This window comes from Actinomadura sp. NPDC000600, from assembly GCF_040492135.1.
Lineage (GTDB): Bacteria > Actinomycetota > Actinomycetes > Streptosporangiales > Streptosporangiaceae > Spirillospora.
Window position 1 is genome coordinate 37,864 of the sequence record NZ_JBEUPD010000043.1, and the last position, 26,818, is coordinate 64,681.

Consider the following 26,818-nt stretch of genomic DNA (forward strand, 5'->3'; position numbering starts at 1 on the left):
GGCTCCCCTCAGCACGCACCGGTGCGCCGCAGGTCGTTGACGAGGTGGTCGAGGCTGCCGAACACCTTGACGCCATTTTCCTTGCGGAACCTGGCCCTGTCCAACTCCGAGACGTTCGGGGCCAGGACGTACACCGCGCGCTTGCCGCCGGGGTTGATCTCCGGATGGTTCTTGTACTTCGTCATCTGCTTGCTCTTGCCGTCGAAGTCCGACTTCTCGCCGTTGTAGACCTCGATGATCGCGCCCGGCGTCGCCGCGTCGATCTCGCCGGCGTCGACGCCCCCGGCCGCGGGGAACTTGTAGTTGAACTCGGTCAGGCACTTCTGCAGCCTCTGCCCGAGCTTGCCTTCGAGCTGCTTGTCGGGGTCGGTGCTCTTCAGCGCCTCGTCGAGCTTCTTGCGAACGTCCTCCGGCTTCTGGCAGCTGTTGTGGACGAGGACGTCTTCGGGGCCGGCGGCGACGTAGTAGGTGTGGAGGTCGGCGACGGTGAGGTTGTAGACGCGCTCGACGCGGGTGAAGGGGCGGACCGCGACGACGAGGGCGTCTCCGCCGCGCGCCGTGGCGAGGCGGGCGCCGGGGCGCAGGTCGCCCGCGTCGGTCCAGGTCCGCTCGTCCGGGCGCCAGAACGGGTGGCCCACGGTGGCCGTGACGGTGGCGGTGGCCCCGCCGCGGACGCCGTCGGGGTCGATGGTGATGTGCACCAGGTGCTTCACGCCGTTCCCGCGGATCAGAGCGGTCACCCGGCGCGGCGCGCTCACCCCGTAGGCGGGGTCACCGGACCACACCGTGTCGCCGACGCGTACGTCCTCGATGGGTGTGGGCGGCCCGTCGCCCATGAGCACTCTTGTCCCCGCCACGAAACTGTTCGGGACCTTGCAGGCGAGCTTCTTGGCGGCCTTCTTCTCCGCGAGGTTCTTCTCCGCCTGTTTGAGGGCGGCGTCCGCCGCCTGCTTCTCCTTCTTGGCGGCGGCGATCGCGTCCCACAGCTTCTTCAGCCGTTTGCCCAATTTGACGGCGGCGGGGATCTTCTTCAGCAGCTTGAGCGCCTTGCCCCACGGGACGACGCCCACCAGCGTCCACAGGCACGCCTTGATGTCACCGTGGATGCATTTCAGCGCGTCGTCGATCCCGATCAGCTCGGAGAGGAACTTCAGCAGTTCCTCCCCCACCTGCTTCACCTGTTCGCCGAGGTTGTCGGTGTTCTTGCCGGCCGCATCCGCACGCTTCTTCGCGGCGTCGTAGGCGGCCTGTTCCGGCGAACCGGGCAGTGCGTTGGCGTTCGGGTCGACACCGGGCTGCCCCGGCGCCGTCGTGGGCGTCCCGCCGGGCGTGTCCGACCCGGGCTTGCCCTTGTCGTCGCAGTCCTTGCGGTCGAATATCTGGCAGAGCGCGCCCCGCGTCGAGGTGGAGACCCTGTCCGGGATCGCGAAAAGCGTGACGGCCGTGACGATGGCCCCGACCAGCAAAAGGATCGCACCGTACTCGACGACCGAAGCGCCTCTGTCCCCGCGACGCCAACCCGATCCCAACACGCACCCCTAACACCCCGAATCAGAGTTGTCAGCGCATCACACGGCCTCGGGCGCGGCACAGGGCCCTGGGGCCCAATTCTTCGGGCGATCCAGTGATTAGAGTTCCGGGCATGAAGCGCGAAGTCCCCCTCGCCGTCCTCGTCGCCGCGGGCGTCCTCGCGGCCGGGTGCACGGGCGGCGGTGAGCACAGGAAGGCCGCCTCCCAGTCGCCTCGCCCGACGCCGACGCAGGCGGCGCCGGCCACGGTCGGCCCGGTGACGCTTCCGGAGGATCCGGCGGGGCTCGTGACGACCATCGGGCGGCAGATCAAGGCGGCGCGCGCCTTCCACGTTCAGATGACCTCGATGGGCGAGGACGGCAGTTCCGTCCGGGCCGACGGCGACGTGCGGACCGACACGGCGACCCCCACCGCCCAACTCACCATCAGCGACGAGGGCAGAACGCACGCCGTCCTGCTGGACGGGACCGTCTACGTGCGGAACGAGGGCGAGGAGATCGAGCCGGGCAAGCCCTGGGCCCGTCTCGCCCGGCCGGACATCGGGGCCGCGCGGCCTACCGGGACCCCAGAGCCGCAGTTCAGCAAGCAGGCCGACGACCTCCAGCGGACCCTGAAGACGCTGCTGGACGGCGTCGACGAGGCGTTCCGTGAGATCACCGCCGACACGGGGCTGGCTCTGGTCAGAAACGGCTCCTTCACCGGGAAGCCGGTGAAGGAGCAGGTGAACGGGCAGGAGGCGCAGCGCTACGACGGGAAGACGAGCACCGGCGCGCTGTCCGGCGACCCGGCGCTGAAGGCTCTCGACTCCGGTGGCGTCGACACGCTGCCGTGGTCGCTGTGGGTGGACGGCAAGGGCCTGCCGCAGAAGTTCACCGTCACGATGGCAGGCAAGGCGCGCTGGGAGGCCACCTACACCCGGTGGGGCTCCCCGGTCACCGTGCAGGCGCCGCCCGCGAACCAGGTCAGCGGGATCCAGTAGCTCACGTCTGACGGTCGCGCGGCACGGAACCGAAGTTCGGAGGCGGCCCGGGGCCGCGCTCCGGCGCGCCCTGCGGCCGTGGGGCGGGCGCCTGCGGGGCGGCCGGCCGCCGGTCTGGCGGCCGCAGCTCGCGCGGCTGCTCCGGCGCCGGTGCGGGTTCCCTCAGCGGGGTGGGCACCGGTCGATGGACGGCCGGGCGTCGCGGCCCTTGCCCTTGGGGCGGCCGGAGCTCGGTCACCTCGCCCAGCGGGGCCCTCTGCGCGTCCGCCCGCATCGCCTCGGGTGTGCCCGGTACCTGCTCCGCCGGGGTGTCGGGAGGGAGCGCCTGGTCGTAGAAGCCCTCCCATCCCGGTTCGAGGTCCGGGACGTCCAGGTCCTCCTGGGTGCGGGACAGGCCGCGAGCCATCGCCAGGCCGACGGCCACGCCGAAGAGCGTCTCGATGAAGTGCAGGACGACACCGAGGGCGCTCGACGTCCGGGGCACCGCGAATGCGAGCCCGGCGACCGTGGCGACCAGGGGCACCGCGAGGACGGCGAGGATCCTGGGCGGTCCGGTGAGCGCGTTCCGGGTGTAGACACCGGCCGCCCAGCCCATCAGGAAGTTCGCCACGACCCACGGGAGGTGGACGCGCAGGACCTGGTCGAGGTCGTCGCCCGTGTCGGCGGGCTCCAGGACGATGAGGGCGCCGAACCCGACGGCGCACACGAGGATCGCCGACGACCACGCACCGTACAGGACTCGCATACGCACAAGGTAGGACCGAAACCGGCCCGGCCCCAGAGTCCCGGGTCCCTTTCACGGGGCCCAGTCGACCCGCCGCGGTTAGGCCCTCTCCTTGGGCCCCCGGTGGCGGCTCCGCCCGTCAGCCGTTGAAACGCATGGCGTACGAGGGCGAGCGAAGCGTGGATATCTTGACCCAGCTCCCCGTCTGTGGCGCTTCTACCATTTTATTATCACCATAATATATGGCGACATGATGGGTCGGATAAGCACCGAAGAAGATCAGGTCTCCCGGCTGGAGCGCACTGGTGGAGACCCTCTGGCCCCGGCTGTCGCTCACCTGCGATCCGGTGAAGTGGCCCAGGGCGATCTTCCCGTGGGACGCCTGGTACACGGCGTACATGGTGAGGCCGCTGCAGTCGAAGCCCAAGGTGCGGGCACCGCTGTAACCACCGGGTGAGCAGCAGATCCCGTAGCTCGGGCCGCTGTAGGTGCCGCCGCCCCACGAGTACGGCGTCCCCTGCCAGCACAGGGCCCAGGCGACCACGCGCGCGCCGAACGAAAGGCTGTCCTCCGGCTTCTTGCCGGTCTTGATGCACTCCGAGACTACGGCGGGGCCACCGCCCGCCGGGCCGCCGAGGCCGTCGGGGAGACCCGTGTACTGGACGGGGTCCTCGCGGTCGACGAGGCGCACCCGGAAGAGCCGCTCGACCTGCTCGCGGTTGCCGTTGGGAAAGGCTTGGACGCCGTTTCCGCAGATCAGCTTTCCGGTCATCGCGCCGCCGGTCGGGTCGGCGGGATTGTCCGGCGGCTGCGGATCGTACTCGTAGTGGCACTCGGGGTAGAAGACCTTGGCGATCGCGGTGGCGGTGCCGAAGCGCCCGATCCCCTTCTTGCCGCCGGTGTCGGTGCACAGGTTCCGGTGGTGCTTGAGGTCGTCCTTCTCCTTGTCCGTCAGCTCTTCCTTGCGTTTGAGCTGGCAGTCGTTGGTCCGCGTCTTGACCTTGGCCGTGTTGCCGAAGAGTCCGGTGAGATGGGCCTCGCCGATGAGTTGGGAGTTGTTCTTGTTCGCGAAGACCTTGGCGTGGTCGCTCGCGGACCCGTCGACCAGCCAGTAGCCGGCGCCGGACGGGTCGATTCCCTCCAGCGCCAATCCGACGGCCTGGTCCCGCAACGGAGTGAGAGTGCCGAGCGCGGCCGCGTCCGCACCGGTCTGCGCCTTCGTGCGCAAGTCGTTCGCATGGGCCACGCGGCTGAACAGCAGAAGGCCCGCGACGAGCAGAAGCGCCATTCCCACGATGACCGTGGTCGTGGCGGCGCCCCGGTCCCCGTTCCGGCTCCGCCCGGACATGAGCCGTTGCAGCATTCCCCGTCACACCCCTACGGCGTCGATCACGACTGTCCATTGGGGACCCTAGACGCCGGGGGACTCGGGCAGCCAGGGCCCAGGGGCCCATTAGCGGTACATTCCGTCACCGCCGACGCGCGCGCTTGCGGCTCCCCGGGCCGGTGGCTACGGTCAGCGCCATGTCCTCGGTGAGCGCGGACGGCACGCGCCGTCCCGGAGAACGGCTCGGACGTTACCGTTTGCTGCGCGTCCTCGGCTCCGGCGGAATGGGCACCGTATACCTCGCCGAGGACGAAGAGCGGCGACAGGTCGCGATCAAGGAAATTCATCCGAAGTTGTCGGCACGGCCGGAATTCCGGGAACGGTTCCGGCGCGAGGTGAAGGCCGCCCGCCGGGTGCGGCCGTTCTGCACGGCGCCCGTTCTGGACGCCGACGTGGACGGCGAGCGGCTGTTCGTGGTCACCGAGTACATTCCGGGTCCGACGCTCGAAGAGACGGTGATGGAGAACGGCCCGCTGCGCGGCGCCGACCTCGAGGCGCTCGCCGTCGGGGTGGCGGCCGCGCTCTCGGCCATCCACGGCGCGGGGGTGGTGCACCGCGACCTGAAGCCGGCGAACATCCTGCTCTCCCCCTTCGGGCCGCGCGTCATCGACTTCGGCATCGCGCGGACCCTGGAGACCGACGGGCGGATGACGCAGACCGGCGAGACGATGGGCACGCCGTCCTTCATGGCGCCGGAGGGCCTCATCGGACGGCCGGTCACCACGGCCGCCGACGTGTTCACCTGGGGCTGCGTCGTGGTGTGGGCGGCGACGGGACTCCCGCCGTTCCCAGGCGACAACGTCGGCGAGATCCTGTACCGGACCGTCTACGGGGAGCCGCAACTCGAGGGCCTCGCCCCCGAGATGCGGCGGATCGTCGAGCGCGCCACCGCGAAGGACCCGTCCGAGCGTCCCGACGCCGCCGAACTGCTGCGCATGCTCACCGGCGAGCCCGATCCGGCGAACGCGGCGCGCTTCGTGACCCTGCCGCCCGCCGCGAACCGCCGGTCGGAGCCGATGCGCAGGCGGCGGGGCTGGACGCACGACGGACGAACCCTGCTGACGACGCTGCGGAACTCGGGGCTGTGGCGCACAGCCGCACGGCGGCGCGCCGCCTGGGCCGTCACGGCGCTGTGCGCGGCCGCCGCGGTCGGCGCGACCGCGCTCATGGTGCTGGACGCGGCGGGCGGTCCGCCGGCGGCCGAGCAGCACCTGTTCGACGACGACTTCTCCGACAGGTCCAAGGGCTGGAACGAGGGCGGGATCAGCGACTATTTCCACCGCTACGAGAACGGCGGCTACACGATCTCGCAGAACTCGACCGACGAGTTCGGCGCGCAGGCCGCGCCGGTGTCCGCCCTGCCCCCGCGGCTGCTGATCGGGGCGAAGGTGCGGGTCGTGTCGCAGGAGCCGCGCGACGAGGGCGGCCTGTACTGCCGCGACGACGGAACGGCCCGGTTCGAGGTCGTGCTCGCCCGCGACGGGCACATCGCCATACGCAGGACGTCCGGGCGGAACCATGCCGAGCTCGGCCGTTCGGCGGACGCGGCGGCGAGCCCGGGGGCCGCGGCGGAGATCCGGATGCTGTGCGAGACGTCAGGCGGCGGCACCCGCGTCCGGGCATGGGTCGACGGCCACGAGGTCGCCGAGGGGGCCTCCGCCGAGGGGCCCCTCACCGGCCGGGCCGGGCTCCTCGCCGGCCGTCCCGGCCGCCGCTACGCGGCCCCCGCCAGCGTCGCCTTCTTCGACGACGTGACGATCGACCGGGCCTGACCCCGGCCGCTCCGCCACGACCCCGTCCAGCGGGCGGTCCTTCGCCCTGCGGCCGCCTGCCAGGCTGCCGTGCACGAGCATGATTCCGGTGACCATGAGCACCAGCGGCGTGACGATCATCGCGGTGATCGCGGCGGTCAGCTGCATCGGCACCGCGTGGATCACCACGCCGAGGCCGGGAACGGACGCGACGGACGCCACCCCGGTCCGGCCGATCTCGATGCCGTCCAGCCGGGACGCCGGGACGAGCGCGAGCAGCGGGAACAGCATCGCCTCGTACCAGGGGAAGTAGACGGGCGTCACGACCGTCCAGGCGATCCCGACAGCGAGCGCGACCCGGACCGCGACCGCCTGAGGGTCCGCCTGGCGGCCACTGCCGAAGCCGGGCAGCAGCCCGCGCAGGAACACCGCCGCCACCAGGACGGTGAGGAGCAGCGCACCCCACGACAGCACCCACCCGGGCGGCCGCGCGCCGGTCCCGATCATGATCATCTTCCAGGTGCCGATCCAGGACGGGTCGGCGCCCCGCGCCACCAGTACCCGGATCGCCTCGGGCCCGGTCGCGGCGTAGCCGGGGATCAGCACGGCCACCGTGCCGAGTGCGCCGCCCGCGAGGGCCCGCGGCGAGCGCCGCGCCGCCCACAGCAGACCGAGCCCGAACACCGCGAACGGCGCCTTCACCGCCACCGCGGCGCCGAGCAGCACGCCCGCGGCCGCGCCGAGGCCGAAGCCGCCGAGCCGCGAGGCGGCCCGCCCCGCCCGGAGCCCCGCCCAGAGCGCGGTGACCGCGAGCCCGGCTGCCAGCCCGTCGACGTGCCCGCCCGCGACCAGGTGCCAGAGCAGCAGGGGGTTGAGCGTCCAGAGCAGGTGAGCGCGGGCCCGGCGGGCGGCGTCCGGCCCGGCCATCCGGTCGAGGGCGAGCGCGCCGAGCGCGAACGCGGCCCCGTTCCACACCTTCAGCCAGAAGATCGTCCACGCCATGGACGAGCCGCCGAGGCGGGACGCCGCCCACTCGGTGGCGGTGGCGACCGGACCGTACACCGACGGCGCGTCCTCCCACGACTTCGTCGTGAGCAGGCCGATGGGGTCGCCGAGCCGGCGCAGCTCGATCGGCGTCATCTCGTAGGGGCTGTGCCCGAGCGCGCTCATCCGCCCGAACGCCGCGTAGTTGAGCAGGTCGGTGGAGCCCATCGCCGGAAGGGCGACGAACACCGCCGCGATCAGCAGGCCGACGGCCGCCAGCACGCGGGGCCGCGGCCGCCAGCCCCGCCGCAGTGCCGCGAGGCCGGCCGCGGTCCCGCAGGCACCGGCAGTCAGCGCGACCCACAGCGAGATGACGAGCCCCGACGGGGACGGCGGCGAGCCCAGCAGGCAGAGGCAGCGGTCGGTGGTGGCGACCGCGCCGGACGGCCCCCAGAGCCCGGCCGCGGTGATCACGCAGACGCACGCGGCCACCAGCGTGACGGCTAGGCCCCCGAGCCAGCGCACGGGAAATCTCCTCACATCCCCTACTTCCGTACGTAAACGGTCGCGGTCTTGTCCCGGTAGACGCGGCGCCAGTGCGGGCTCAGGTCGAGCACCCGGGTCAGCGGGTGCTCGGTGTGCCACACGATGACCGACACCCCGTGCTCATCGAGCACGGCCTCCCAGTTCGGCCGGACGTTCAGCACGTCCAGGTACTCGAACAGGAGCTTCTTCGGGTACATGTCGTAGCGGTCGTCGATGAAGACCTTCTGCCGCGACGAGTACTCCTTGAGCGTGTAGGCGCCCCACACGTCAGAGGTGAACATCCGCTGCCCCATCAGGCCCTGGTCCCGCAGGACGTGCATGGCCGCGACCGGGTAGTCGTCGAGTTCGTAGTCGGGCTTCGCGGCGAGGTTCCCGAGCCAGACCGAGCCCGCCGTGACGATGGCCGCGAGCAGGACCCAGTTCGTCCGGCGGCCGGGGTCGGGGCGAGGCCGGGCCAGCAGCCGCGCCGTGATGGGCAGCGTGACGACCGGGACGATGGCGATGTTGCGCAGCGCCCACATCCCGAGCAGCACGAACGGGATCGTGACCAGGACGTCGCGGCGGGACGGCCGGACGGGCGCCAGCGCGAGGACGCCGAGCACCACCGCCGTCCAGGCCGCGAACAGCGCGCCCTGGGGGGCGCGGAAGTCCGGTGACCCCCATTCGGCGACGTTGCTCAGGAAGTCGCTCATCCCCATCAGGTGGAAGGGGAAGGTCACCATCTCGATGCCGTACGGGTTGGCGGCGCAGAGGACGAGGGCGATCAGGGAGCCCTGCAGCAGGCGCAGCTCGCGCCCTCGCCAGGGCGGGGCGCCTTCGAGCCACCGGCCGAGCAGGTGCAGCCCGAGGTAGCCGCCGCCCAGGACCCACGTCCCGTGCACGTTGGCCCAGAGGGCGACGATCAGCGGGATCCAGACGAGGGGCCGCCGGCCGAGACCCGACTCCGGTAGCTCGACCACCCACACGATCAGCAGGAACGCGAGGATGCCGAGGAACAGCGGCCGCTCCCCCCACAGCATCGCCGAGGCGAGCACGGCCGGGACGTTGAGGAAGGCGCCCTTGACGTGGTCGCCCGCGAGCCGCACCACCATCCGGTACGCCAGGTAGGCGACGACTCCGCCGGTGACCGCGCACAGCAGCCGGACCCCGAGGGGGCCCATCGTCCGGTCGAGCCCGGCGTAGAGGACCTCCGCCAACCACGACTGGAGGACCCAGTGAGTCCCGGGCGCGGTGTAGGAGAAGACGTCGCCCCGCGGGAATCCGTGGTCGAGAATCCACTGGCCCGTGCGCAGGTGCCAGAAGTAGGAGTTGTCGCTCAGCCTTCCGAACCCCATCGCACAGCCGAACAAGACCCATGCCGCACCGAAAACGGCGCCCATTCCCGGATGGCGGAGACGCCGACCGGACTCCGCGCTATCTTCCCCCGCGGCCGCCGCCGCTCCGGTACCGGTCTTTGTTTCGGGGTTGATTTCTTTTTCGGTGCCGGTACCCGTTCCGGCGCCGTCGTCCCCGGACGCGACGGCGTCGTTATCGGCCGTTTCCATCACGCCCTCGTCCGGCGCGTCACCCAGGTCACTCGACCGTCGCTGTGCAAGTGGGCGCATAGTTCTCGACGTTATGCGCGGGCGTTCGCGAATGGCAGGGTCCGCGGACCCAAGCATGGACCCAGTCCCCTGGGCTCGGGGTCCTCAGACGGCCCCGCGGCGGATACCCCGCGGTGCGATCGGCGGAGCGACGCCGGGCCCGAAGGTGAGGGCCGCGGCGGTCCGCGCGCCGGACCGCCGGGCCCTCGTCCTGGGGCTCACTTGATGGTGAGGCCCTTCAGCGGGATCGTCTGCGTGAACCAGGGCAGCTCGACGTCGACGGTCGTGACGCTCGCCGGCACCTTGTAGACGTCGGTGTAGGTGACGCTCTCCTTGGGCTTGAGCTCGCCGCGGGCGCGGTTGGCGAGCTGGGTGCACAGGCAGGAGTCCTCACTGTTGCGCACCGGCCAGTACCGCATCTTCTCCGCGGGGTCGAGCAGGCGGGCGCCGTTGGTCGAGGGCCCCGAGTACTCGAGCGACTGCGGCCTGCCGAGCCCGGCGGCGACCGCCGTCACCTTGTCGGACATGTTCGTGAGCGTCCAGTTCACCGTGACGAGGCCGCCCGCGTCGCGGTGCACCGCGTTGACATCGAACTTCAGGTTGTTCGCCGCCGTGTCCAGTTCCCGCGGAGACTTGATGTTCGGCCTGACCGACGCGACGACGGGCAGCGCGCCCCCGGACGCGGGCGGTGCGCTCGGCGGCGCGGCCGGCGGCGCCGGCTCCGGCGGGCGGGCGAAGGTCACCGCGACGCGGCGGTTCTTGCGGCGGCCCTCCTCGGAGGAGTTGTCCGCCACGGGGTCGGCGGACCCGTGACCCGCCGACCTGAAGTCGACGCCCTGCCGGGTGACCAGGCCCTTCAGCTTGGCCTCGACCGCCTGGGCGCGCCGCTGCGACAGCGGGTTGTTGATGGCGTCGTTGCCCGAGTTGTCGGTGTAGCCGTCGATGGTCACCGTCGGGCCGCGGGAGGCGTCGATCTGCTTGGCCACCTTCTGAAGGGTGGCGTCGGCCTGCGGGGTGAGGTCGGCCTTGTTCAGGGCGAACAGCACGTCGGCCGAGAGCCGCACCCGGGTGTCGTTGCCGTCCTGGTCGATCGCCTCGGCGGCGCCCTCCGACGTGCCGATGAGCGGGCGGACCACCGGCCGGCCGAGCTGCGCGGACCCCGGGTCGAGGGTCTGGCCGGGCGCCGGGCCCGCCGACCCGCTCGGGATCGCGACGTCGGTGAACGGGGGCGCGAGCGGCACCCACACCATGACGTTCTTCACCGGCGGCGCGGGGAAGACGGCGTACAGCTCCTGGGCCTTGCCGGGCTGGACCTCGACGTTGTTCACGTCGCTGCACAGGCAGTGGCCGTCGCCGGCCGTCAGGGGGTGGTACATCTTGTTGCCCGCCCCGTCCACGAGGGCGAGCCCCCCGGAGCCGAGCAGGCCGGCGACCTGGTTCTGCCGCCCGGTGTCGACGAAGATCTGCGAGAGCCTGATCCGCTGGGGGCCGTCGTTGACGATCCTCGCCCGCAGCGTCACGGTGTTGTTCGCGGACGGGGTCAGTGCCAGCAGCTCGGCGTGCGCGGGACCGTCGGCGTGGGCCATGGGCTGCGACTGCAGGGCCTTGGCGGACGTCCCGCCCCCGTTCCCGCCGCCCTTGGACGGAGCCGGGCTCGCCTTGCCGCCGTCGTCTCCGCCGCTGCAGCCGGCCAGGGCCAGCCCGAGTGCCGCGCCCCCGGCCACCCAGAGCCGCAGGCTCCGGCCGCGCGCACCGGCGCCGCCCGCCTGCCGCCGCTTCCTGTTTCCCACTGACTGCTCCATTGATCCGTCCGCCACTCGATCGACTGACATGACAAAAACCACAACAACGGCGAAAGGGAAACCGTCGGAAGTAACGGTTTCCCTTCGCCGTGGGCGTGCTCTGCAGGCCGGCCGGATTCCCGCGGACGGGATCCGATCAGGTCGCCGAGCCGTCGAAGATCTTGGTCAGGGCGTTGGTGACGGCCGTGTCGAGCTTGCCGACGATACCAGCCGCGTACAGCGCCGCCACAATGGCGCCGACCAGGACGAGCAGCGCCGCGTACTCGATGAGGCTGGCGCCCTTGTCGGAGTCGTTCCTGACCCGCTCGATCCGGTCGAGGACAAAAGTCTGAAGCGTCACGTACAGGGGGGCGAGGTTCATTTCTTTCCTCCTGGCTCTCTGGTCCCTCCGCGTTGATGACAACATTAGGGAGCCGAGTGCTTTTCCCCCAGGGTCCGGTGGCCCAATCCGGGGCGGAATACGGGCCCAATCCGCATTGGGCCCAGGAGCCCACCCCGTCCGGCGGGCGGCCCGCACCGGCGGCGCCGCGCCCGTCGACCGCCGTCCGGGTCACCGCCCCTCCGGGCCGGCCGTGCCGAGCCAGCGGGCGATCGCCGAGGCGCGCGAGGTCACGCCGAGCTTGGCGTAAATGCGGTTCACGTGGTTCTTCACGGTCTTCTCCGCGAGGAACAGGCGACCCGCGATCTCCCCGTTGGAGTGCCCCTGGACGATCAGGTTCATGACCTCCGCCTCCCGGGCCGACAGGCCGTAGCGGTCGGTGTCGGGAGTCTCGTAGGGGCGCGGCGCCGATCCCGCGGTATCGGACGCCGTGGAGGCCGGCGAAGCCTGGGCGGGGGGCCGCGCCGCGGCCGGGTCGTGTCCGCCGCGGCCGCCGGGCGTGCCCACGAGTGCGGACACGGCGGCCTGCGACAGCGAGTGCACCCCGCTGATCGCCCCGCGCACGGCCGCGGCGAGTTCGTCGGCGGAGAAGGTGCCGTGCACCAGGTAGCCGGTGGCGCCGTTCCCGATGGCCTCCCGGATCACCCGGTCGTCGTCGGTGTAGGTCAGCATGATGACGCGGGTGCTCTCGCTCAGCGTCTTCACCGCCGTCACGCCGTCCATCAGCGGCATCTGCACGTCGAGGAGCACCAGGTCGGGTTCGACCTCGGCCGCCAGGTCGAGCGCGGTCCGGCCGTCGCCGGCCTCGCCCACGACCTCGAAGCCCGAGGCCTCCAGCAGCGAGATCAGGCCGGACCGCACGACGAGGTTGTCGTCGACCACCATGATCCTCGGAACGCTCAACTCAACTCACCTCGGCCAGACGTTGATCAGCAGGTGTGGTGCGGGGCAGCCGCGTGGTCACCGTGGTCCCGCCGCCCGGCTCGGACAGGACCGTCACCGTCCCGCCCACCCGGGCGGCGCGCTCGTGCAGCCCGACCATCCCGTAGTGGCCGTCGCGGGCCAGCACCGGCAGCTCCTTCACCTCGAAGCCCTTGCCGTCGTCGCGGACGGTGACCACGACGTCGGCGCCCTCGGCCGCGAGCCGGACCAGCACCTGCCGGGCTTCGGCGTGCCGGGCGACATTGGTCAGCGTCTCCGACAGGATCGCGACCGCCTCGTAGCGGGCCATGGGCGGCAGGTCGGCGCGCTCGTCGAGTTCGAGGGCGACCTGGACGTCCGCATCCGCAGACCACTGCCGCACGGTCTCCTCGACCGCCTCGCGCAGCGACTGCATGATCGACTCGCTGCGCAGCTCGTCCAGCAGGTTGCGGGCCTCCCGGGAGGCGATCTCCGCCGCGGCCGCGATGCGCTCGGCCTCCGCCATCCCCCGGGCGGGCTCGTTGCGGATCCAGACCGGCAGCGTGGCCGCCGCCAGAGAGATGCCGCGCAGCGTCTTGGCCAGCGAGTCGTGCATCTCCCGGGCGAGCCGGGCCCGCTCCTCCGCGGCCGCCGCCACCACCTCGGCCTGGCGGTGCGCGTCTTCGATCCTGGCCTGCTCGTCGAACAGCCTGCGGAGCGCGGCGCCGGCGAACCCGGCCAGGGGGTAGAAGACGGGCTGCCCTATGACGGACTGGAAGGTGTCCAGGACGACGGCCTCGTTCTGCAGCGAGAAGGCCAGCGTCCCGTAGTACAGGATGATCTGGATGACGCTCACGCCCACCACGCCCGGCCACCGGTACAGCAACCCGGCGACGGCGGCGGTGATGACGGTCGACAGGAAGAACGGCCCGGACGTCCCGCCGATGCCGAGGACGGCGAAGGAGACGCAGATGTCGAGGGCGAGCAGGATCGGATGCCGAAGCAGCCAGGGGACGAGCAGCCTCCAGTGATTGGCCGCGAGCCACGACAGCAGCACGATGCAGGTGACGAGGACGAATGCCTGCGGGACGAGCCCGTCCCGCGGGATCAGCAGCAGCGTGATCGCGGCCACGAGCATCCTGACCTGCATCAGCAGCTGGAAGGCCGCGCCGACCCGGTCGGACAGCGTCTCCCGCGCGCCGTCGCGGCGCTCAGTTCCCGAAGAATCCACCAAGGTTCGCTCCCGAGCCGAAGAACATCCCCCCAAGGACGAGCAGCATCACGGCGGGCAGGGTGAGCGCCGTGCTGACGGCGGTGATCTGGGGCGTGGTGCGCTGCGCCTTCCGCTTTGCCCACTGCGACGACTCGCGCCGCATGTCCTTGCTGATGTCCATGAGCGCGGTCTGCAGCGGGGCGCCGAGTTCCTCCGCCTGCAGCAGCGCGGTCACGAACGACGACAGCGCCTCCGAGTTGTTGCGGTTCCGCAGGTCCTCGAACGCCTCCCGTCGGGAGGTCCCCAGTTCCATCTGGCGGAGGGCGACCATGAACTCGTCCGCCAGGGGCCCTGGCATGCTGCCCGCGACCCGGTCGAGCGCCACGCGGAAGCTGAGGCCGGCGGACACGGTCACCGCCAGCACGTCCAGGAAGTCGGGCAGCGTCCGCTGGATGGTGTCCTGCCGGGCGTTCATCCGCCCCCGCAGGACGCCCTCGTTCTGCAGGGCGCCGAGCAGGCAGAGGAGCCCGAAGAACGGCTGGCCGATGGCGATCATCAGCAGTGCCAGCGTGGCGAACATGATGACGTAGCCCGCCGTCGTCCGCGCGTACGACTCGACGGTCATGCCGCCGGGACGCCCCGCCGCGTCGATGCGCTTGCGGATGCTCGCCCGCCAAGGGGCGAGCAACTCCATCGCGAGCCCGGTGAACGGCCGCCCGATGATGTCGGCGATCACGTTGAGGATGAAGGCGTCGTTCTTCTTCGCCTTCGTCTTGACCGGCACCGCGGACGGCGCGACCCGCTCGCCCGCGCGCACGAGCGAGAAGCCCCACACCGCCAGGACGACGCAGAGCGCGCCTGCGAGACCGATTCCGAGAACCATCATCGCGACCTCAAATGTCGATCCGGGTGATACGGCGGATGATGAACAGGCTCAGCGTGAAGAAGATCGCGGCGATGCCGAGGATGATCTGCCCGATGATGTGCCCGCTCATGGCGCGCAGCGCGCCGGGCTGGATGAGATTGACCATCACGATCGAGCCGAGGCCGAGGACGCCGATGGCCCAGTTGCTGACCACCGCCTCACCCATGATCGTCTTTACCTCGCGCCGGATCTCCTTGCGCTCCTCCAACGTGGAGGCGATCGTGCGCAGCGCGGTGACCAGCGAGCCGCCCGCCCTGGACGACACCACCAGCGTGCTGACCAGCACCCCCAGCTCGCGGGACGGCAGCCGCTCGGCCAGGTCGCGCAGCGCGTCGTCCAGCGACTGGCCGAGCCGCAGCGCGTCGGCGGTGCGGCCGAGCTCGGTGTGCGCCGGCTCGTCCAGCTCGTCCGCCGCGATCTCGAGTGCGGTGCGCAGCGCCAGCCCCGCGTTGGTGGCGTTCGACAGCACCCGCGCGAGGTCGGGCAACTGCGCGACGAACGCCTCCTTGCGCCGGTCCTCGCGGCGCCGCAGGAAGGCGAAGAAGGACCAGGCGACACCGGCCGCCGCGAGCACCCCGAACAGCGGCGCCATCCACTCGCCGATCAGGAAGATCGCGCCGGCCGCGCCCGCCACCATGAGCAGCAGGAAGGTCGACACCCGGATGCGCAGCCCGGAGGCCGCGATACGGCGGGCGATGGCCTTGCCCAAGTCCGTCCGGCGCAGCGCGAGGTCCAGCCGGTCGCTCAGCCCGCCGAGCGCCTTCTCCTCGGCCAGCGCCGACCGGGCCGCGAGCCGGCGCCGTCGCTCGAAGCCGGTGGCGAGGTCACCGACCGCCCACACGACGAGCGCCAGCGTCACGGCGAGGATCAGCAGGATGGCGGGGAGCGAGAGACTCACGAGACCTCCCGGATATGGTCGGGGTCGTTCCCGACGCCGAAGGCCGGGGGGATGCTCTCCCCGGCGTGGAAGAGCCGGTTGGCGAGCTCCGGCGGGAGCGGGTGGGCCCGGAACTCGCCCCGCACGACCCGGTCCGGGCCGATCGGGGCGGACTCGAACCGCATCACGCTGCGCAGCGCGAACGCCTCCCGGTTGCGGGAGGCCACCACGGCGACCTCGGTGATGCGGCGCGTCCCGTCCGGCCCGCGGCTGAGCTGGACGATCACGTCGACCGCGCTGTTGATCTGGTCGCGGATCGCCTCGAACGGCAGCTTGACGTCGCTCATGCTCGCCAGCGTCTGCAGCCGGTAGATGGTGTCCTCGGTGGAGTTGGCGTGCACGGTCACCAGCGACCCGTCGTGACCGGTGTTCATCGCCTGCAGCATGTCCAGGGTCTCGCCGCCGCGGACCTCGCCGACGATGATGCGGTCCGGGCGCATGCGCAGCGCGTTGCGCACCAGGTCGCGGATGGTGATCTGGCCCTTGCCCTCGATGTTGGGCGGCCTGGACTCCAGCGGGATGACGTGCTCCTGCTTGAGCTGCAGCTCCGCGGAGTCCTCGATGGTGACGATGCGCTCCCAGTCGGGGACGAACGCCGACAGGGCGTTCAGCATCGTCGTCTTCCCGGTGCCGGTACCGCCCGAGATCACCACGTTGAGCCGGGCCCGGACGAACGAGGCCAGCAGCATTCCCGTCGCCGCGTCCATCGACCCCATGCCCGCCAGCTGCTCGATCGTGTAGGCGCGGGGGAAGCGCCGGATCGTCAGGATCGGGCCGATCAGCGACAGCGGCGGGATGATGACGTTGACGCGCTCACCGGTCGGCAACCGCGCGTCCACCATCGGGCTGGACTCGTCCACGCGCCGGTTGACCTGCGCGACGATCCGGTCGATGGTCTGGTAGAGCTGGTCCTCGCTGGCGAAGCCGTTCTCCAGCCGCTGGACCCGGCCGGCCCGCTCCACGAACACGTGGTCGGGGCCGTTCACCATGATCTCGGTGACGCTCGGGTCGGCGAGCAGCGGCTCCAGCACGCCGAGGCCGAGCGCCTCGTCCACCACCCGGCGGATCAGGTTGGCCCGCTCTCCGGCGGCGAGCACCGGGCCCTCGCGGGTGATGAGCAGGCCGGTGACCTTCTCCAGCCGGGCCCGCCGCTGCGCCATCGTCAGCGTCGCGAGCTCGTCGAGGTTGATCTCCTCGAGCAGCCGCGCGCGCCAGTGGCCCACGGTGTTGCGGCCGGTCCGCTCCGACGACGACCTGTCCTCTTCGAGTCGATCCTTGAGCGCCATCGGTCACCCCAGCGGCATGGTCACGGTACGGGTGACGCCGAAGTCCAAGGGAATCCCCTTCCAGATCACCGGGACCTGGGCCTTCACCCGGCAGGAGACGGCGTCGCCGTCGTTCACCGTGGTCGGCCCGCCCGAGATCGAGTAGTCGTTCAGCCAGTACGGCATGGCGTCCTGCGCCCACTTCTCGCAGCTTCCGGCGTCCATGCGCTTGCTGGCCTCGCGGGCGCCGGTGCGCGCGGCGTTCTCCACGCGCTCCACCGTCGTAGAGGCCATGTACGCCTGGAACGCCAGAAAGATGATCATCAGGGCCAGCGGCAGGACCGCGGCGAACTCGACCGCGGCGGCGCCGCGGTCGACCCGCCGGGCGCCCCGGCGGCGGTCGGCGTCCCGATGCCCTCTCATGACCTCACCTCCCGTCCCCGTCCCGCTCATTGACGATCTTCGACCTGGTGGAGATGCCGAACGGCGTGCGCCAGCCGGGCAGCACCGCGGGGCAGTCGATCGTGACCTTGGCGTAGCCGTCGGCGACCTGGATGCGCAGGTGCTCGCGGTCGGCCCAGGGGCCCGAGACGCGTGCCACGGCCCGGCGGCGCACCTCCTCGCGGTTCGCGCGCGCCTCCGGCGTGCTGCCCTGGTCGTAGCCGATGACGTCGACGGCGCGGGCGGCCTCGTTGGCGGCGTGGCTGGAGTACATCGACGTGATGCCGATCAGCACGACCTGCCACACCAGCAGCAGGACGGCGCCGACCAGAGGCACGATCGCCGCGAACTCGACCACCGCGGAACCCCGGTCCCTGGCCCGCGCCGGCGCCGGCTGCTGCTGCGGGCCGAGCAGGGACAACTCCGCGGCGACCTTGCCGATCGCCTTGCGGAAGTCCCCGTTCTTGACCGCCATCGGCGACCCGGTGTTCGCCGCGTCCTCCAGCGCCCGGAAGTTCGCCGGGATCGTCGTGCGCAGCAGCGGCGACCCGGCCATCTTGCGCGCGAGGTCCGGCTGGATCTCGTTGCGCTTGTCGTGCCTGGTCAGCAGCACCCAGACGTCCTCCTCCTTGCGGATCTGCAGCCGCGACCACAGCCGGGTCATCCGCTTGCTCCCGCGCATCGAGGGGACGTCCGGCGTCGCCGTGATCACGACCGTGTCGGCGAGCTCGACCGCCATCGCGTTGGCCTCGGTGACCTGGCTGCCGGAGTCGACGATCACGATGTCGTACCGGGACCGGATCACCGTGAGGATCTGCCGGATGGCGCGGGCGGAGATCTCCTCGGCGTCCTCGCCGTGCGGCGGGGACAGCAGCAGGTGCGGGCCGGTCGGGTGCACGAACAGCGCCTCGGCGACGACCGCGCCGTCCAGGCCGTCGGTCGCGGCGGCGAGGTCGGCGACGCTGTGCCGGTGCTGCACGTCGAGGTAGACCGGGATGTCGCCGGCCTGCAGGTCGAGGTCGACCAGGCACACCCGCCGGCCGGCCGTGGACAGCGCGATCGCCAGGTGGATCGCGAGCGTCGTCGTCCCGGTGCCTCCCTTGGCCCCGCAGAGCGTCACCAGCGTGCCGAGCTGCCCGGAGACCGGGGCCGCCTCGGAGCTGCTGTCGAAGTGCCGCCGCATCGTGCGGGACCAGTCGGCGGCCTGGGACACCCTGTTCTGCAACTCCGCGAGGGTCGGCTCACTCGTGATCACGCCGCGCGCGCCGGAGCCCATCGCGGCGGCGAAGGTCTCCGCCGTCGCGTCCTCGGCGATCAGGATGACCGCGAGCTGCGGATGGCGCACGACCAACTCGCGGATCAGGTCCAGCGCGGGCAGCGGGCCGAGGTTCTGGTGCACCAGCACGACGTCGACGTTGGGGACGGCGCCGACCGCGCTGATGACGTCGCCCGAGACGGACTCCAGCGCGACGATGTCGACGTCCTGCAGCTCGTGGAACTGGCTGCTGAGGGCGGAGGCGACCTCGCGGTCCCCGATTCCGAGCACTACCTGGATCGTCATCTGCATCACTTCGCAGGGATGGTCTGGCAGACAGGAGCCAGCCGGACGTCGTCCGGGGTGAGCCCGGATCCGCCGATCAGCGCCAGCCGGATCTTGTTGGCGAAGCTCTCCTCACGGGTGAGCTTCAGGCTGTCGGCGGCGCTGAGCGCGAACGTGACGGGGACGACCTGGTTCTTGGCCTGCGCGTTCTTGTCGTCGGTCTGCGTGGTGATCGTGCCGATCTGGATCACGCGCGCGGCCTTGACGATGCGGGCGGCGCAGGAGGTCTGCCGGTTGGTCTCCGCGGCCTGGTAGGTCGCGTAGATGTCGACGATCATCCCCTCGTGCACCTTGCCGGCGACCCCGGTCTCGGCGTCGATCATGATGGCGATCTCGCGCTGGCCCGGCTGCAGGTTGGGCGCGGTGACGAGCATCCCCTGCTGGAGGTAGGCGCCCTGCGGCAGGTCGGCGGCCGCGACCTTGCCGTTGAGCTGGGCCATGTCGGTGACCATGGTCTGCGGCGTCCACTTCCGCGGTACCTGGACCCGTTGCAGCATGGACTCGGTCACCTGGGTGTAGGCGGGCACCGGCTGTTTGAGCTGCAGGACGTCCGTCTTGACCCCGACCTCCGCCCGCACATCGCCCACGTATCCGACGATGCCGACGAAGACCACGATCGAGCCGATCGCGGCAAGGATCATCAGCAGGACTCCACGTCGCTGGCGCGGGTTCATGGGACTCCGTTTCTTCTACGACAGCGCGTCGTTACTTTCGGGAGGAGCGGAATGCGACCGTTCCCGGGCGGGAGGGCCAGTCCTCGTCGAGGTCGGTCTGCTCGGCCGCCCGGCCGTTCACCTGCGGCGCGTCGGTCTCGGCCGGCCCACCGGCGGCCGCCGGGCCACCCGGCCGCACGTCTCCGGCGGGCGGGGCGTGGTCCGCCGGAGCGGACGGTGCGGCGGCCTGGTCCTTCCCGAGCGTGATCTGCCCGATCACCCTGCCCGGGGGGACCGGCGCCGGGTGCCGGACGTTGAGCATGTGCGGTCCGGGTTGGCGGCCGTTGGGCCGGTCGCCTCCGGCGTTGCCCGGCTGGGCGCCCGGTGTCCAGCCGTCCGGCATGGGGGTGCGGCGCGTCCGCGGCGCGGATTCCAGAGCGGGCGAGGGGTCGTAGGCGGTCTCCGCGGGAGCGGGAGCGGTGTGCTCGGGAGCGGGCGGGGCGGGAGCCGGGAGCGGTCCGGGTACGGGAGCGGCGAAGACCTCCGGTGGCCTTGCCGGTTCCGGCTCGGGAGGAGGCGCCGGTGCCGCCGGGGCCGAGGGCACCTGTCCCCCGGGCGGTGGCTGGGGGCGCGTCACCGGCGGCCTGCTCTCGGGCGGCCTGGTCTCCGGCGGCCGCACCGGTCCGGGGGGCTGCGGCGATCGCTCGCCCGGCGGACCGCCGTAGGGTTCCCTGCCCGGCGGCGCGGCCGCGGGCGCCCGGGCGGTGGAGCCGTGCGGTGCGGCGACGCCCGGTGCCTCGGGCTGCGTCATCGCGCAGAAGGCGCACCGCGGCAGGGCCGTCGGCTCCCCGCACCACGCGCAGGGCACGCTGACGGTGGCGCTGAGCAGGGCGTGCAGGGCCCTCGGATGACCGCTGAACGCGACGTACTCGGCGTACTTCTTCGTGCCCCAGAACTCCGGGGCGAGCGGCTGCTCGGCGACGGCCGTGACCGACACCGCGCCGAGCGCGGGCTGGAGCCGCTGGCGCAGCCAGTCGAGGTCGCCGTTGGCATGGGTGAGGAGCAGCAGCACCGGGTCGGGCGGCCGCCGGGAGATCTCCTGGACGGGCTGGGAGGCGGTGATGCGGTGAACGCCCTCGTCCGGGGCGGCGGAGACGGAGAAGCCGCCCGGCAGGTAGGAGGCGACGTGCTTGCCGAGCCCGGTCTTGATGTGCTCCAGGTTGGCGACGCTGTTGACCCACGCACCCGCGTAGACGGCGTCCGCCAGCCGCGGCGCCAGGCCGGCGAGCAGACCGGGGCGGACGTGCGGGGACACGAAGGCGAGCTGGTCCGCGACAAGGGAGAGGGCCAGCGGCGGCAGGTCGAGCGGGATCCCGGCGATCCGGTCGGTGACGAGTCCCGCCCGGGCGAGGCGCACCAGGCGCTCACCGTGCGAGGCGCGCCACTCCGGATAGACGACGAGCACCGCGCCGCTGCGCCGCAGCGCCTCCTTCACGAGGTCGATGAAGGCGGACGCGGCGTCCGGTCCGGGCGGGAGGCCGAAGCGGTGGGCCACGCTCGTTTGCAAGATGCCTGTGCTGGGGATGTCCCCGACAAGCACGACTTCAGTCACGGCCACTCCGGGGGGTTCGCAGCCTCACCGGGCCGGTTCCTCCCCGCTTCTCCAGCGCAGGCGAAACCGCCACCACATTGTTATCGTTAAGAGTGTATTGACGATAGCCACCACAGTTGTCAGCGCTCAACCGAGTAACCCTTCCAACTGGTGAACCATGAATAAACCGTGAGTATCGTATTCTCTGACGCAGTGCGAATACCACTGGTTCGCGCTCCCGCCGGTCTTGTTCGGACGATCTCCGCGACAACGCGCTGAGCTGCGATGATGCCCCCGAAGAACGTCGCGCGCAGCAAAGAGCGCACCCTGATTCACATGATCTTCCCCCGTTCGGGGCGGGAACGCCCCAGTCGATCTTCCCAAAGGTCGACAGAGGAGAAGAGGGCCCAGGGGCACGTCCGCTTGCGGCCACAAAATAGTTCCCAGGGCCCTGGACATCCGTGCACTTCTATGCAATGGCGCCGGGAGTCGCTCGCCGCCCGATGTTGATCGGGCGGCCCGCTCAGGTCACGACTTCCAGTAAACGTGAGAATCTTTCACGTCCCTGGTCCGCCAGTGCGGCGCACTCCTGCGGCGCCCGTTCCCCACCAGGCTCCAAGAGGCGAGGCGGCCGGCGGAACGCGGAGCCGCAGGGCTTCGCCTCGACCGGCCGCTCCCCTTCCGGAACGGATCCGCACACGCTCTGTCAAGGCGCGTGCTCCAGAGCGGCAACGAAAATGATCCAACATTCAACCGGAAACTCTTCCGCCGGAATTCTTTTCGGCACGCCTTGGCCGTCACGCCAGTTCGAACGATTCCGCGATCTTCCCGGCCTGCGCCGGCAGGCCGCCCTTCGCCGCCTCGATCTGGAGGAAACAGTATCTGTCGGCGGAGATCGGGACGCGAACAGTCAGCCCGTCGACGGCGGGGCCGCCCTCCTTCGCGGAGGAGTAGGTCGCCTTGTAGGCGGGTTTGCCGCTCACCGTCACATCGGTGATGCGCGAACCGGGCTCCAGCGCCTGCTGCTTCCTCTTCAACTGCTCAAGGGAGGAGCCGGTGATCCCGCCGCTGTCGCAACCTGCGGAAAGATGGGGCGCGAGCCCGGAGGTGACCGACCCGTCGATCGCGTAGACGGTGCCCCGCTGACGTTGTATCGCGATGAGTTGCCTGGTCAGCTCGCCCCGCTCGCCGGTAAGACCGTACGAGTTCCGTACCACTTCGGAGGTGTCGGCCGTGGGGTCGATCTCTTTCCAACCATTCGGAAGTTCGAGCGCGATCCCGCTCGTCCCGCCACCGAGCCGCGACCCCTTATCGGATGCGACGGGAGCGGATGACGCCTTCTCGGTGGGCGGAGCCGAAGGGGACGATGATTTCGCATCCGCTTTGCCGGAATCACCGCCACACCCACTGAGGAAGAGACCCAACACGCAGACAGCGGCCAGTACACGACGATCCATTGGTCCATCCACATGCGATCGGATTTGGCGGGACGGTAGCAGAGCCGCCACTTCGACGCGATCAGGACGCGGGCGGTTCCAGTGGGGATCCGGGGCGCCCGGCGCAGATACTCCTTCCGAAGTGGCGACCTCATCAAGGCCGGATGCGAGGGCGTCCGTTCCGCCGTCGGGGCGGGGGCAGGCTCTAGAGTCTTCCTGTAGGCGCCCCTAACTGGAGACGACGGCGATGACGCACCCTTCGGAACCCGGTCACCCTTCGCGCCCGCAGGCGCCAGGCCCCTACGGTCCCCCACCGGGTGCGCAGCCCCCCGGCCCGGTCCCCGGTCCCCGCCAGCAAGGCCCGGCGGGCCCCGGAGGCCCCGCGACGGGGCCCCGGTACCAGCAGCAGGGCTGGGCCCCTCCCCCGCGCGACCCTGCGGGCAAGGGCGTGTTCGGGGCGCTGTATCTGCGGGTCATCAGGGACAAGAGCTAGACGGGGCCGCTGGTGGACGAGAACGGATCCGGCGGCGGCACCCCGCCGCGGGACACCCGGCGCGACGCCGGGACGACGCGGCGCGAGGCGCGGGTGCCGGAGCCGCGGTATGCGGCGGAGACGCGGCGCGAGGGTGCGGCGCTCGGCGATTCGCTGATGCGGCTGCCGGCGGTGCTCGGCGAGCGGTACGCGGTCGTGGCCGAGCTCCCCGTGCAGGGCGCCGAGTCCGACCTGATGCTCGTGCGGGACGACCGCGGCGCGGAGTTCGTCGCGAAGATCTTCCGCCGCGGGTACCGCGCCGACCGGGAGGTGTGGGCGAAGCTGCCCGCGCTCGACTCGCCGCACGTGCTGAGGATCCTGGAGACGGGGCACGCGGACGGGCGCGACTACGAGGTCGCCGAGTACGCGCCGGAGGGCAACCTGCGGGCGCTGATGGACGGGCCGCTCCCCGAGCAGACGGTCGCGGAGATCGCCGCGCAGCTCGCGGCCGGGCTGTCGGCGCTGCACCAGGCGGGGATCGTGCACCGCGACCTCAAGCCGGAGAACGTCCTGGTGCTGGAGCGCGAGCCGGTGCGGCTCGCGATCGCCGACTTCGGGCTGAGCAAGGTGCTCGACCAGAGCGTGGTGTTCGCCTCGTCGTCGCGGACGCTGGCCTACGCGGCGCCGGAGTCGCTGTCCGGCCAGGTGTCGCCGGCGCGCGACTGGTGGTCGCTCGGCATGATCGTCCGGGAGCTGGCGACGGGCCGGGCGCCGTTCCAGGGGCTGAGCGAGACCGTCGTGGTCGACCACCTCGCGACGCGGCCGGTCGGCGCGGACGACGTCCGCGAACCGGGCCTGCGGCTGCTGTGCCAGGGGCTGCTGACCCGCGATCCGCGCAAGCGGTGGGCGGGCGAGCAGGTACGGCAGTGGCTGGAGGGGGGGTCTCCGCAGGTCGCGGAGGAGAGCGTCCAGGTCGGCGGCGGGCTGCCGTTCCGGGGGCGGCGCTACTCCGACCGGCGCGAGCTGGCGCGCGCGCTCGTCGAGAACTGGGACCACGCCGCCCAGTACTTCTTCGGCCGCGGCGAGTCCGGCGAGGCGTGGCGGAGCCTGCGGGAGTGGCTCGCCGAAGTGCCGGACGACAGCCGCATCGCGCTCGTCGACGGCTACCTGGCGACGGCGCTGCCGCCGGACGTGAAGCTCCTGCACCTGGTGCTGTGGCTTGACCCGTCGATGCCGCCGCACTTCCTCGGCCGCCGCACGGCGTCCGGCGACCTGCCGGGGCTGGCGGCGCTCGCGGGCGACCAGCGCCATCCCGACCACCGCACCGCCTGCCTGATCGGGCGGGCGCTGTGGGAGCACCGCCTGCTGCACGTGCTCGCCGGGTTCGAGGGCGGCGAGGACCTGGCCCGCGTCGACGAGCAGTGGCGCGCCCACGTGGCGGCGTGGAACGACCTGGCGCGCTGGCTGCGCGAGCAGGCGGTCGCGCCGCCGGGCCTCGCGAGGCGTCTGCCCGACGCCGGGGCCGAGGAGCCGCCGACCGTCCTGCTCTCCCTGCTCGCGCTGGCGGCGCGTCCGGCGGAGACCCACCGGCTGGTGGCCGAGGGCGCGGCCCGGGCCCGCGCGTCGGTCGCCGAGCCGGTGCCGTGGTTCACCTGGATGGCGGACGGGGCGGGCGACGACCCGCTGCGGCTGCTCGCGGTGGCGCGGGCCGCGCCCGAGGCCGTCGCGGAGAGCGAGTCGCGGACGCGCGAGCGGCACGCCGCGGCGCAGCGCGAGGAGGCGCTCCGCGCGCGGTGGGCCGACCTCGAACGCCGGCGGCTCGCCGGACGCGGCGCGGCCGTGGCGAAGGCGGTCGCGCTGACGGTGCCGCTGCTGTTGTTCTGGCTCGCGGGCAGCTGGGTCGTCGGGTCGCTGTTCGGCGGGGGCGGCGACGAGGGCACGTCGTCGGTCGGCCTCCACAGCTCTTCTCCCTCCGGCATCTCGTTCGGGGTCCTGGCCGTCATATCGGTGCTGGCGTGGGCGGTGCACTGCGGCGCCGAAGTGATGGTGGCGCGCACGCAGGGCGCGGACTACCTCCCGCACGGGCCGTGGGCGATGTTCTCCGGAATCCTCGGGGCGGGCGGCCGCGGGCTGTCCCAGGCATCCCAGACGATGTCGGGCGCCGCGCGGCGCGGCGGCCGGCGCGGCTGCCAGACAGGTTGCGCGATCGCCCTGCTCGGCGCGACGGTGCCGGTGGTGCTGCTCCTCCTCGTGATCGGGGCGCTGACGTCGATCGCGAGCATGCTGTGGATCCTCGTCATGGTCGCGGTTTCCGCCGCGCACGTGATCGCCGCGGGGGTGCGGCTGCATCACTGGCGGCTGGCGCGGACGAACGGAGGCACCCTTTGAGCAGCGGGATCGACGCCGACATCGCCCTGGACGCGGCGGTCGTGCTCAGTCTCGGCATGAACCGCGTCCTCGGGCGCGGCGCCGGGCTGGCCGGACGCGCGGCCGAGGCGCTGGCGGCGCGCGCCGCCGGACGGGCGGAGGCGCGGGCGGCGGCGCTCGCCGAGGTGGAGACGCACGAGCGGGCGCTGCGCGAGGTGGTGGAGCGCAACGCCCGCATCGCCGCGCTGGCCGAGACCCGCACGAAGATCGGCGCGGACGTGGCGCTGCCCGACCCCCTCGACCCGGCCGAACTGTCCCCCGCGGAGCTGACCGCCTGGTGCTCCGCCACGGACCCCGTCCTGGACGAGGTCGAGCGGCACCTGTCCGAGCATCTCGCCGCGCAGGTCAGCACGCAGATCTTCGCCGTCCCCGCCGAGGGCCTGTCGGCCGACCTCGGGCGGGGCGCCCCGCCGCCCCCGCGGGAGGACGCCGGCGTCCGGGAGAACCTGGAGCGGATCATGGCGCGGCTGCTGCCCGACGCGGACGAGGAGGAGCGGCACGCGGTGGCGGAGGCGGCGCGGCTGCTCGCCGGCGTCGCGACGGCAGACGAGGCGGAGGGCGTCCTGCAGGAGGTGCGGCTGCGCATCCAGGACGCCAACGGCCGCGTCCGGGAGCGGCGCGAGGAGGAGCGGCGCCGCGCGGCCGAGCAGGAGGCGGCCGAGCAGGCCGAGGCCGAGCGCCGGTACGTCCTCGACTCCATCACCGCCGCCTTCGAGGACATGGGGTACGAGGTCCAGGCGGGGTTCGAGACGCTGACCGCCGAGGACGGCACGCTGACGCTGACGAAGGGCGCCTGGCCCGACCACAGCGTCCGGATGCGCGTGGAGGACGCCGCGCACGTGCGGGCGTCGATGGTGCGCGAGCGGCCCGCCGAGAGCGAGGACGACCGGCGGCTGGACGTCGAGCGCGAGCGCGAGTGGTGCGACGCGTTCGAGGCCGCGCGCGAGCGCCTCGCCGACGCGGGGATCCGCTCCGACGTGGGCTGGCGCCTGGACCCGGGCGTCCGTGAGCTGCCGGTTTCGGCGCGGAACCGGCAGACTAGGGGCCGAGTCGGCCAACGCGAACGCTCCCGTGAGCGTCACAAGTGAGATGCGGAGGCGCGGACGGAGCGGAGTGGGGAGCGCGCTAGATGAGCATTGATTCGCCGACCCTCGGGGGGCGGTTGCAGGGTTGGCCGCCGTTCATCCGCGAGTTGGACGCGACCCTCTCGGTGCACTCCCAGTACGTCCTGTCGGGCAACCTGTACGACAGCTTCCTCTCGCCCGCGGCGGACGGCGCGCCCGCACAGCTGCT

General features: G+C 71.9%; 21 protein-coding genes and 1 pseudogene. 5 read left to right on the forward strand and 17 right to left on the reverse strand.

The features are described from left to right. Positions 1-8: 8 nt before the first annotated feature. Entirely contained in the window at positions 9-1,466 is a 1,458-nt protein-coding gene (locus ABWI07_RS38065; RefSeq protein ID WP_353821503.1) for a Hint domain-containing protein, read from the reverse strand. A gap of 176 nt (positions 1,467-1,642) precedes the next feature. Here ABWI07_RS38065 and ABWI07_RS38070 point away from each other — a divergent pair, with 176 nt between their 5' ends. Further along, on the forward strand, positions 1,643-2,509 hold the full coding sequence (locus ABWI07_RS38070; RefSeq protein WP_353821504.1) for a LolA-like protein: 867 nt from the start codon (positions 1,643-1,645) through the stop codon (positions 2,507-2,509). A 1-nt stretch (position 2,510) separates the two neighbouring features. Here the strand turns inward: ABWI07_RS38070 and ABWI07_RS38075 are convergent, their stop codons facing one another. Together ABWI07_RS38075 and ABWI07_RS38080 are read right to left on the reverse strand one after the other, a co-directional pair. Next, positions 2,511-3,254, reverse strand: a complete 744-nt coding sequence (locus ABWI07_RS38075) for a hypothetical protein (RefSeq protein ID WP_353821505.1) — start codon at positions 3,252-3,254, stop codon at positions 2,511-2,513. 118 nt (positions 3,255-3,372) lie between these two features. Then, entirely contained in the window at positions 3,373-4,596 is a 1,224-nt protein-coding gene (locus ABWI07_RS38080) for a C40 family peptidase (RefSeq protein WP_353821506.1), read from the reverse strand. Positions 4,597-4,757: 161 nt separating this feature from the next. Between ABWI07_RS38080 and ABWI07_RS38085 the strand changes: the two genes are divergently transcribed. After that, positions 4,758-6,392 (forward strand): serine/threonine-protein kinase, encoded by a 1,635-nt coding sequence (locus tag ABWI07_RS38085; RefSeq protein ID WP_149260865.1) that lies wholly within the window; start codon positions 4,758-4,760, stop codon positions 6,390-6,392. Positions 6,393-7,040: 648 nt separating this feature from the next. Here the strand turns inward: ABWI07_RS38085 and mptB are convergent. The 14 genes and pseudogenes from mptB to ABWI07_RS38155 all read right to left on the reverse strand — a co-directional run. Continuing rightward, positions 7,041-8,000 (reverse strand): annotated as a pseudogene (gene mptB / locus ABWI07_RS44535) (polyprenol phosphomannose-dependent alpha 1,6 mannosyltransferase MptB); the annotation flags it as partial. Further along, positions 7,901-9,235 carry a hypothetical protein gene (locus ABWI07_RS38095; protein ID WP_353821507.1) on the reverse strand — a complete coding sequence of 445 codons (1,335 nt, stop codon included), beginning with the start codon at positions 9,233-9,235 and terminating at the stop codon, positions 7,901-7,903. The gene ABWI07_RS38095 and the pseudogene mptB, both read right to left, overlap by 100 nt. 467 nt (positions 9,236-9,702) lie before the next feature. Next, positions 9,703-11,274, reverse strand: coding sequence for an OmpA family protein (locus ABWI07_RS38100; protein ID WP_353821508.1), 1,572 nt, complete (start codon positions 11,272-11,274; stop codon positions 9,703-9,705). A 148-nt stretch (positions 11,275-11,422) separates the two neighbouring features. Further along, complete coding sequence (locus ABWI07_RS38105) at positions 11,423-11,647, reverse strand: hypothetical protein (RefSeq protein WP_149260867.1); 225 nt, start codon at positions 11,645-11,647, stop codon at positions 11,423-11,425. Positions 11,648-11,836: 189 nt separating this feature from the next. Continuing rightward, the gene (locus tag ABWI07_RS38110) at positions 11,837-12,568 is read right to left on the reverse strand and encodes a response regulator (protein ID WP_149260868.1); all 732 of its coding nucleotides are present in this window, start codon (positions 12,566-12,568) and stop codon (positions 11,837-11,839) included. Position 12,569: 1 nt separating this feature from the next. Beyond that, positions 12,570-13,796: a sensor histidine kinase gene (locus ABWI07_RS38115; RefSeq protein ID WP_149260869.1), complete on the reverse strand. Its 1,227-nt coding sequence runs from the start codon at positions 13,794-13,796 to the stop codon at positions 12,570-12,572. Continuing rightward, entirely contained in the window at positions 13,777-14,664 is an 888-nt protein-coding gene (locus tag ABWI07_RS38120) for a type II secretion system F family protein (RefSeq protein WP_149260870.1), read from the reverse strand. Before ABWI07_RS38120 ends, ABWI07_RS38115 begins: the two co-directional genes overlap by 20 nt. 7 nt (positions 14,665-14,671) lie before the next feature. Beyond that, on the reverse strand, positions 14,672-15,601 hold the full coding sequence (locus ABWI07_RS38125) for a type II secretion system F family protein (protein WP_149260871.1): 930 nt from the start codon (positions 15,599-15,601) through the stop codon (positions 14,672-14,674). Further along, positions 15,598-16,926, reverse strand: coding sequence for a TadA family conjugal transfer-associated ATPase (locus ABWI07_RS38130; protein WP_149260872.1), 1,329 nt, complete (start codon positions 16,924-16,926; stop codon positions 15,598-15,600). Before ABWI07_RS38130 ends, ABWI07_RS38125 begins: the two co-directional genes overlap by 4 nt. A gap of 3 nt (positions 16,927-16,929) precedes the next feature. Continuing rightward, positions 16,930-17,328: a TadE family protein gene (locus ABWI07_RS38135; protein ID WP_160160983.1), complete on the reverse strand. Its 399-nt coding sequence runs from the start codon at positions 17,326-17,328 to the stop codon at positions 16,930-16,932. A gap of 4 nt (positions 17,329-17,332) precedes the next feature. Continuing rightward, positions 17,333-18,907 carry a CpaE/TadZ family protein gene (locus tag ABWI07_RS38140; RefSeq protein ID WP_160160984.1) on the reverse strand — a complete coding sequence of 525 codons (1,575 nt, stop codon included), beginning with the start codon at positions 18,905-18,907 and terminating at the stop codon, positions 17,333-17,335. Positions 18,908-18,912: 5 nt separating this feature from the next. Further along, complete coding sequence (gene cpaB / locus ABWI07_RS38145; RefSeq protein ID WP_160160985.1) at positions 18,913-19,587, reverse strand: Flp pilus assembly protein CpaB; 675 nt, start codon at positions 19,585-19,587, stop codon at positions 18,913-18,915. Between the two features lie 64 nt (positions 19,588-19,651). Then, positions 19,652-21,154, reverse strand: a complete 1,503-nt coding sequence (locus ABWI07_RS38150; RefSeq protein ID WP_353821509.1) for a hypothetical protein — start codon at positions 21,152-21,154, stop codon at positions 19,652-19,654. Between the two features lie 833 nt (positions 21,155-21,987). Continuing rightward, complete coding sequence (locus ABWI07_RS38155; RefSeq protein ID WP_149260877.1) at positions 21,988-22,647, reverse strand: hypothetical protein; 660 nt, start codon at positions 22,645-22,647, stop codon at positions 21,988-21,990. A 484-nt stretch (positions 22,648-23,131) separates the two neighbouring features. Here ABWI07_RS38155 and ABWI07_RS38160 point away from each other — a divergent pair, with 484 nt between their 5' ends. The 3 genes from ABWI07_RS38160 to ABWI07_RS44540 form a co-directional block, all read left to right on the forward strand. Next, the gene (locus tag ABWI07_RS38160) at positions 23,132-25,486 is read left to right on the forward strand and encodes a protein kinase domain-containing protein (protein ID WP_353821510.1); all 2,355 of its coding nucleotides are present in this window, start codon (positions 23,132-23,134) and stop codon (positions 25,484-25,486) included. Next, the gene (locus tag ABWI07_RS38165) at positions 25,483-26,613 is read left to right on the forward strand and encodes a response regulator receiver protein (protein WP_149260879.1); all 1,131 of its coding nucleotides are present in this window, start codon (positions 25,483-25,485) and stop codon (positions 26,611-26,613) included. The genes ABWI07_RS38160 and ABWI07_RS38165 overlap by 4 nt, the downstream gene beginning before the upstream one ends. A gap of 41 nt (positions 26,614-26,654) precedes the next feature. Beyond that, positions 26,655-26,818, forward strand: a 164-nt coding sequence (locus ABWI07_RS44540; protein ID WP_502912893.1) for a hypothetical protein, incomplete at its 3' end; no start/stop codon positions are given.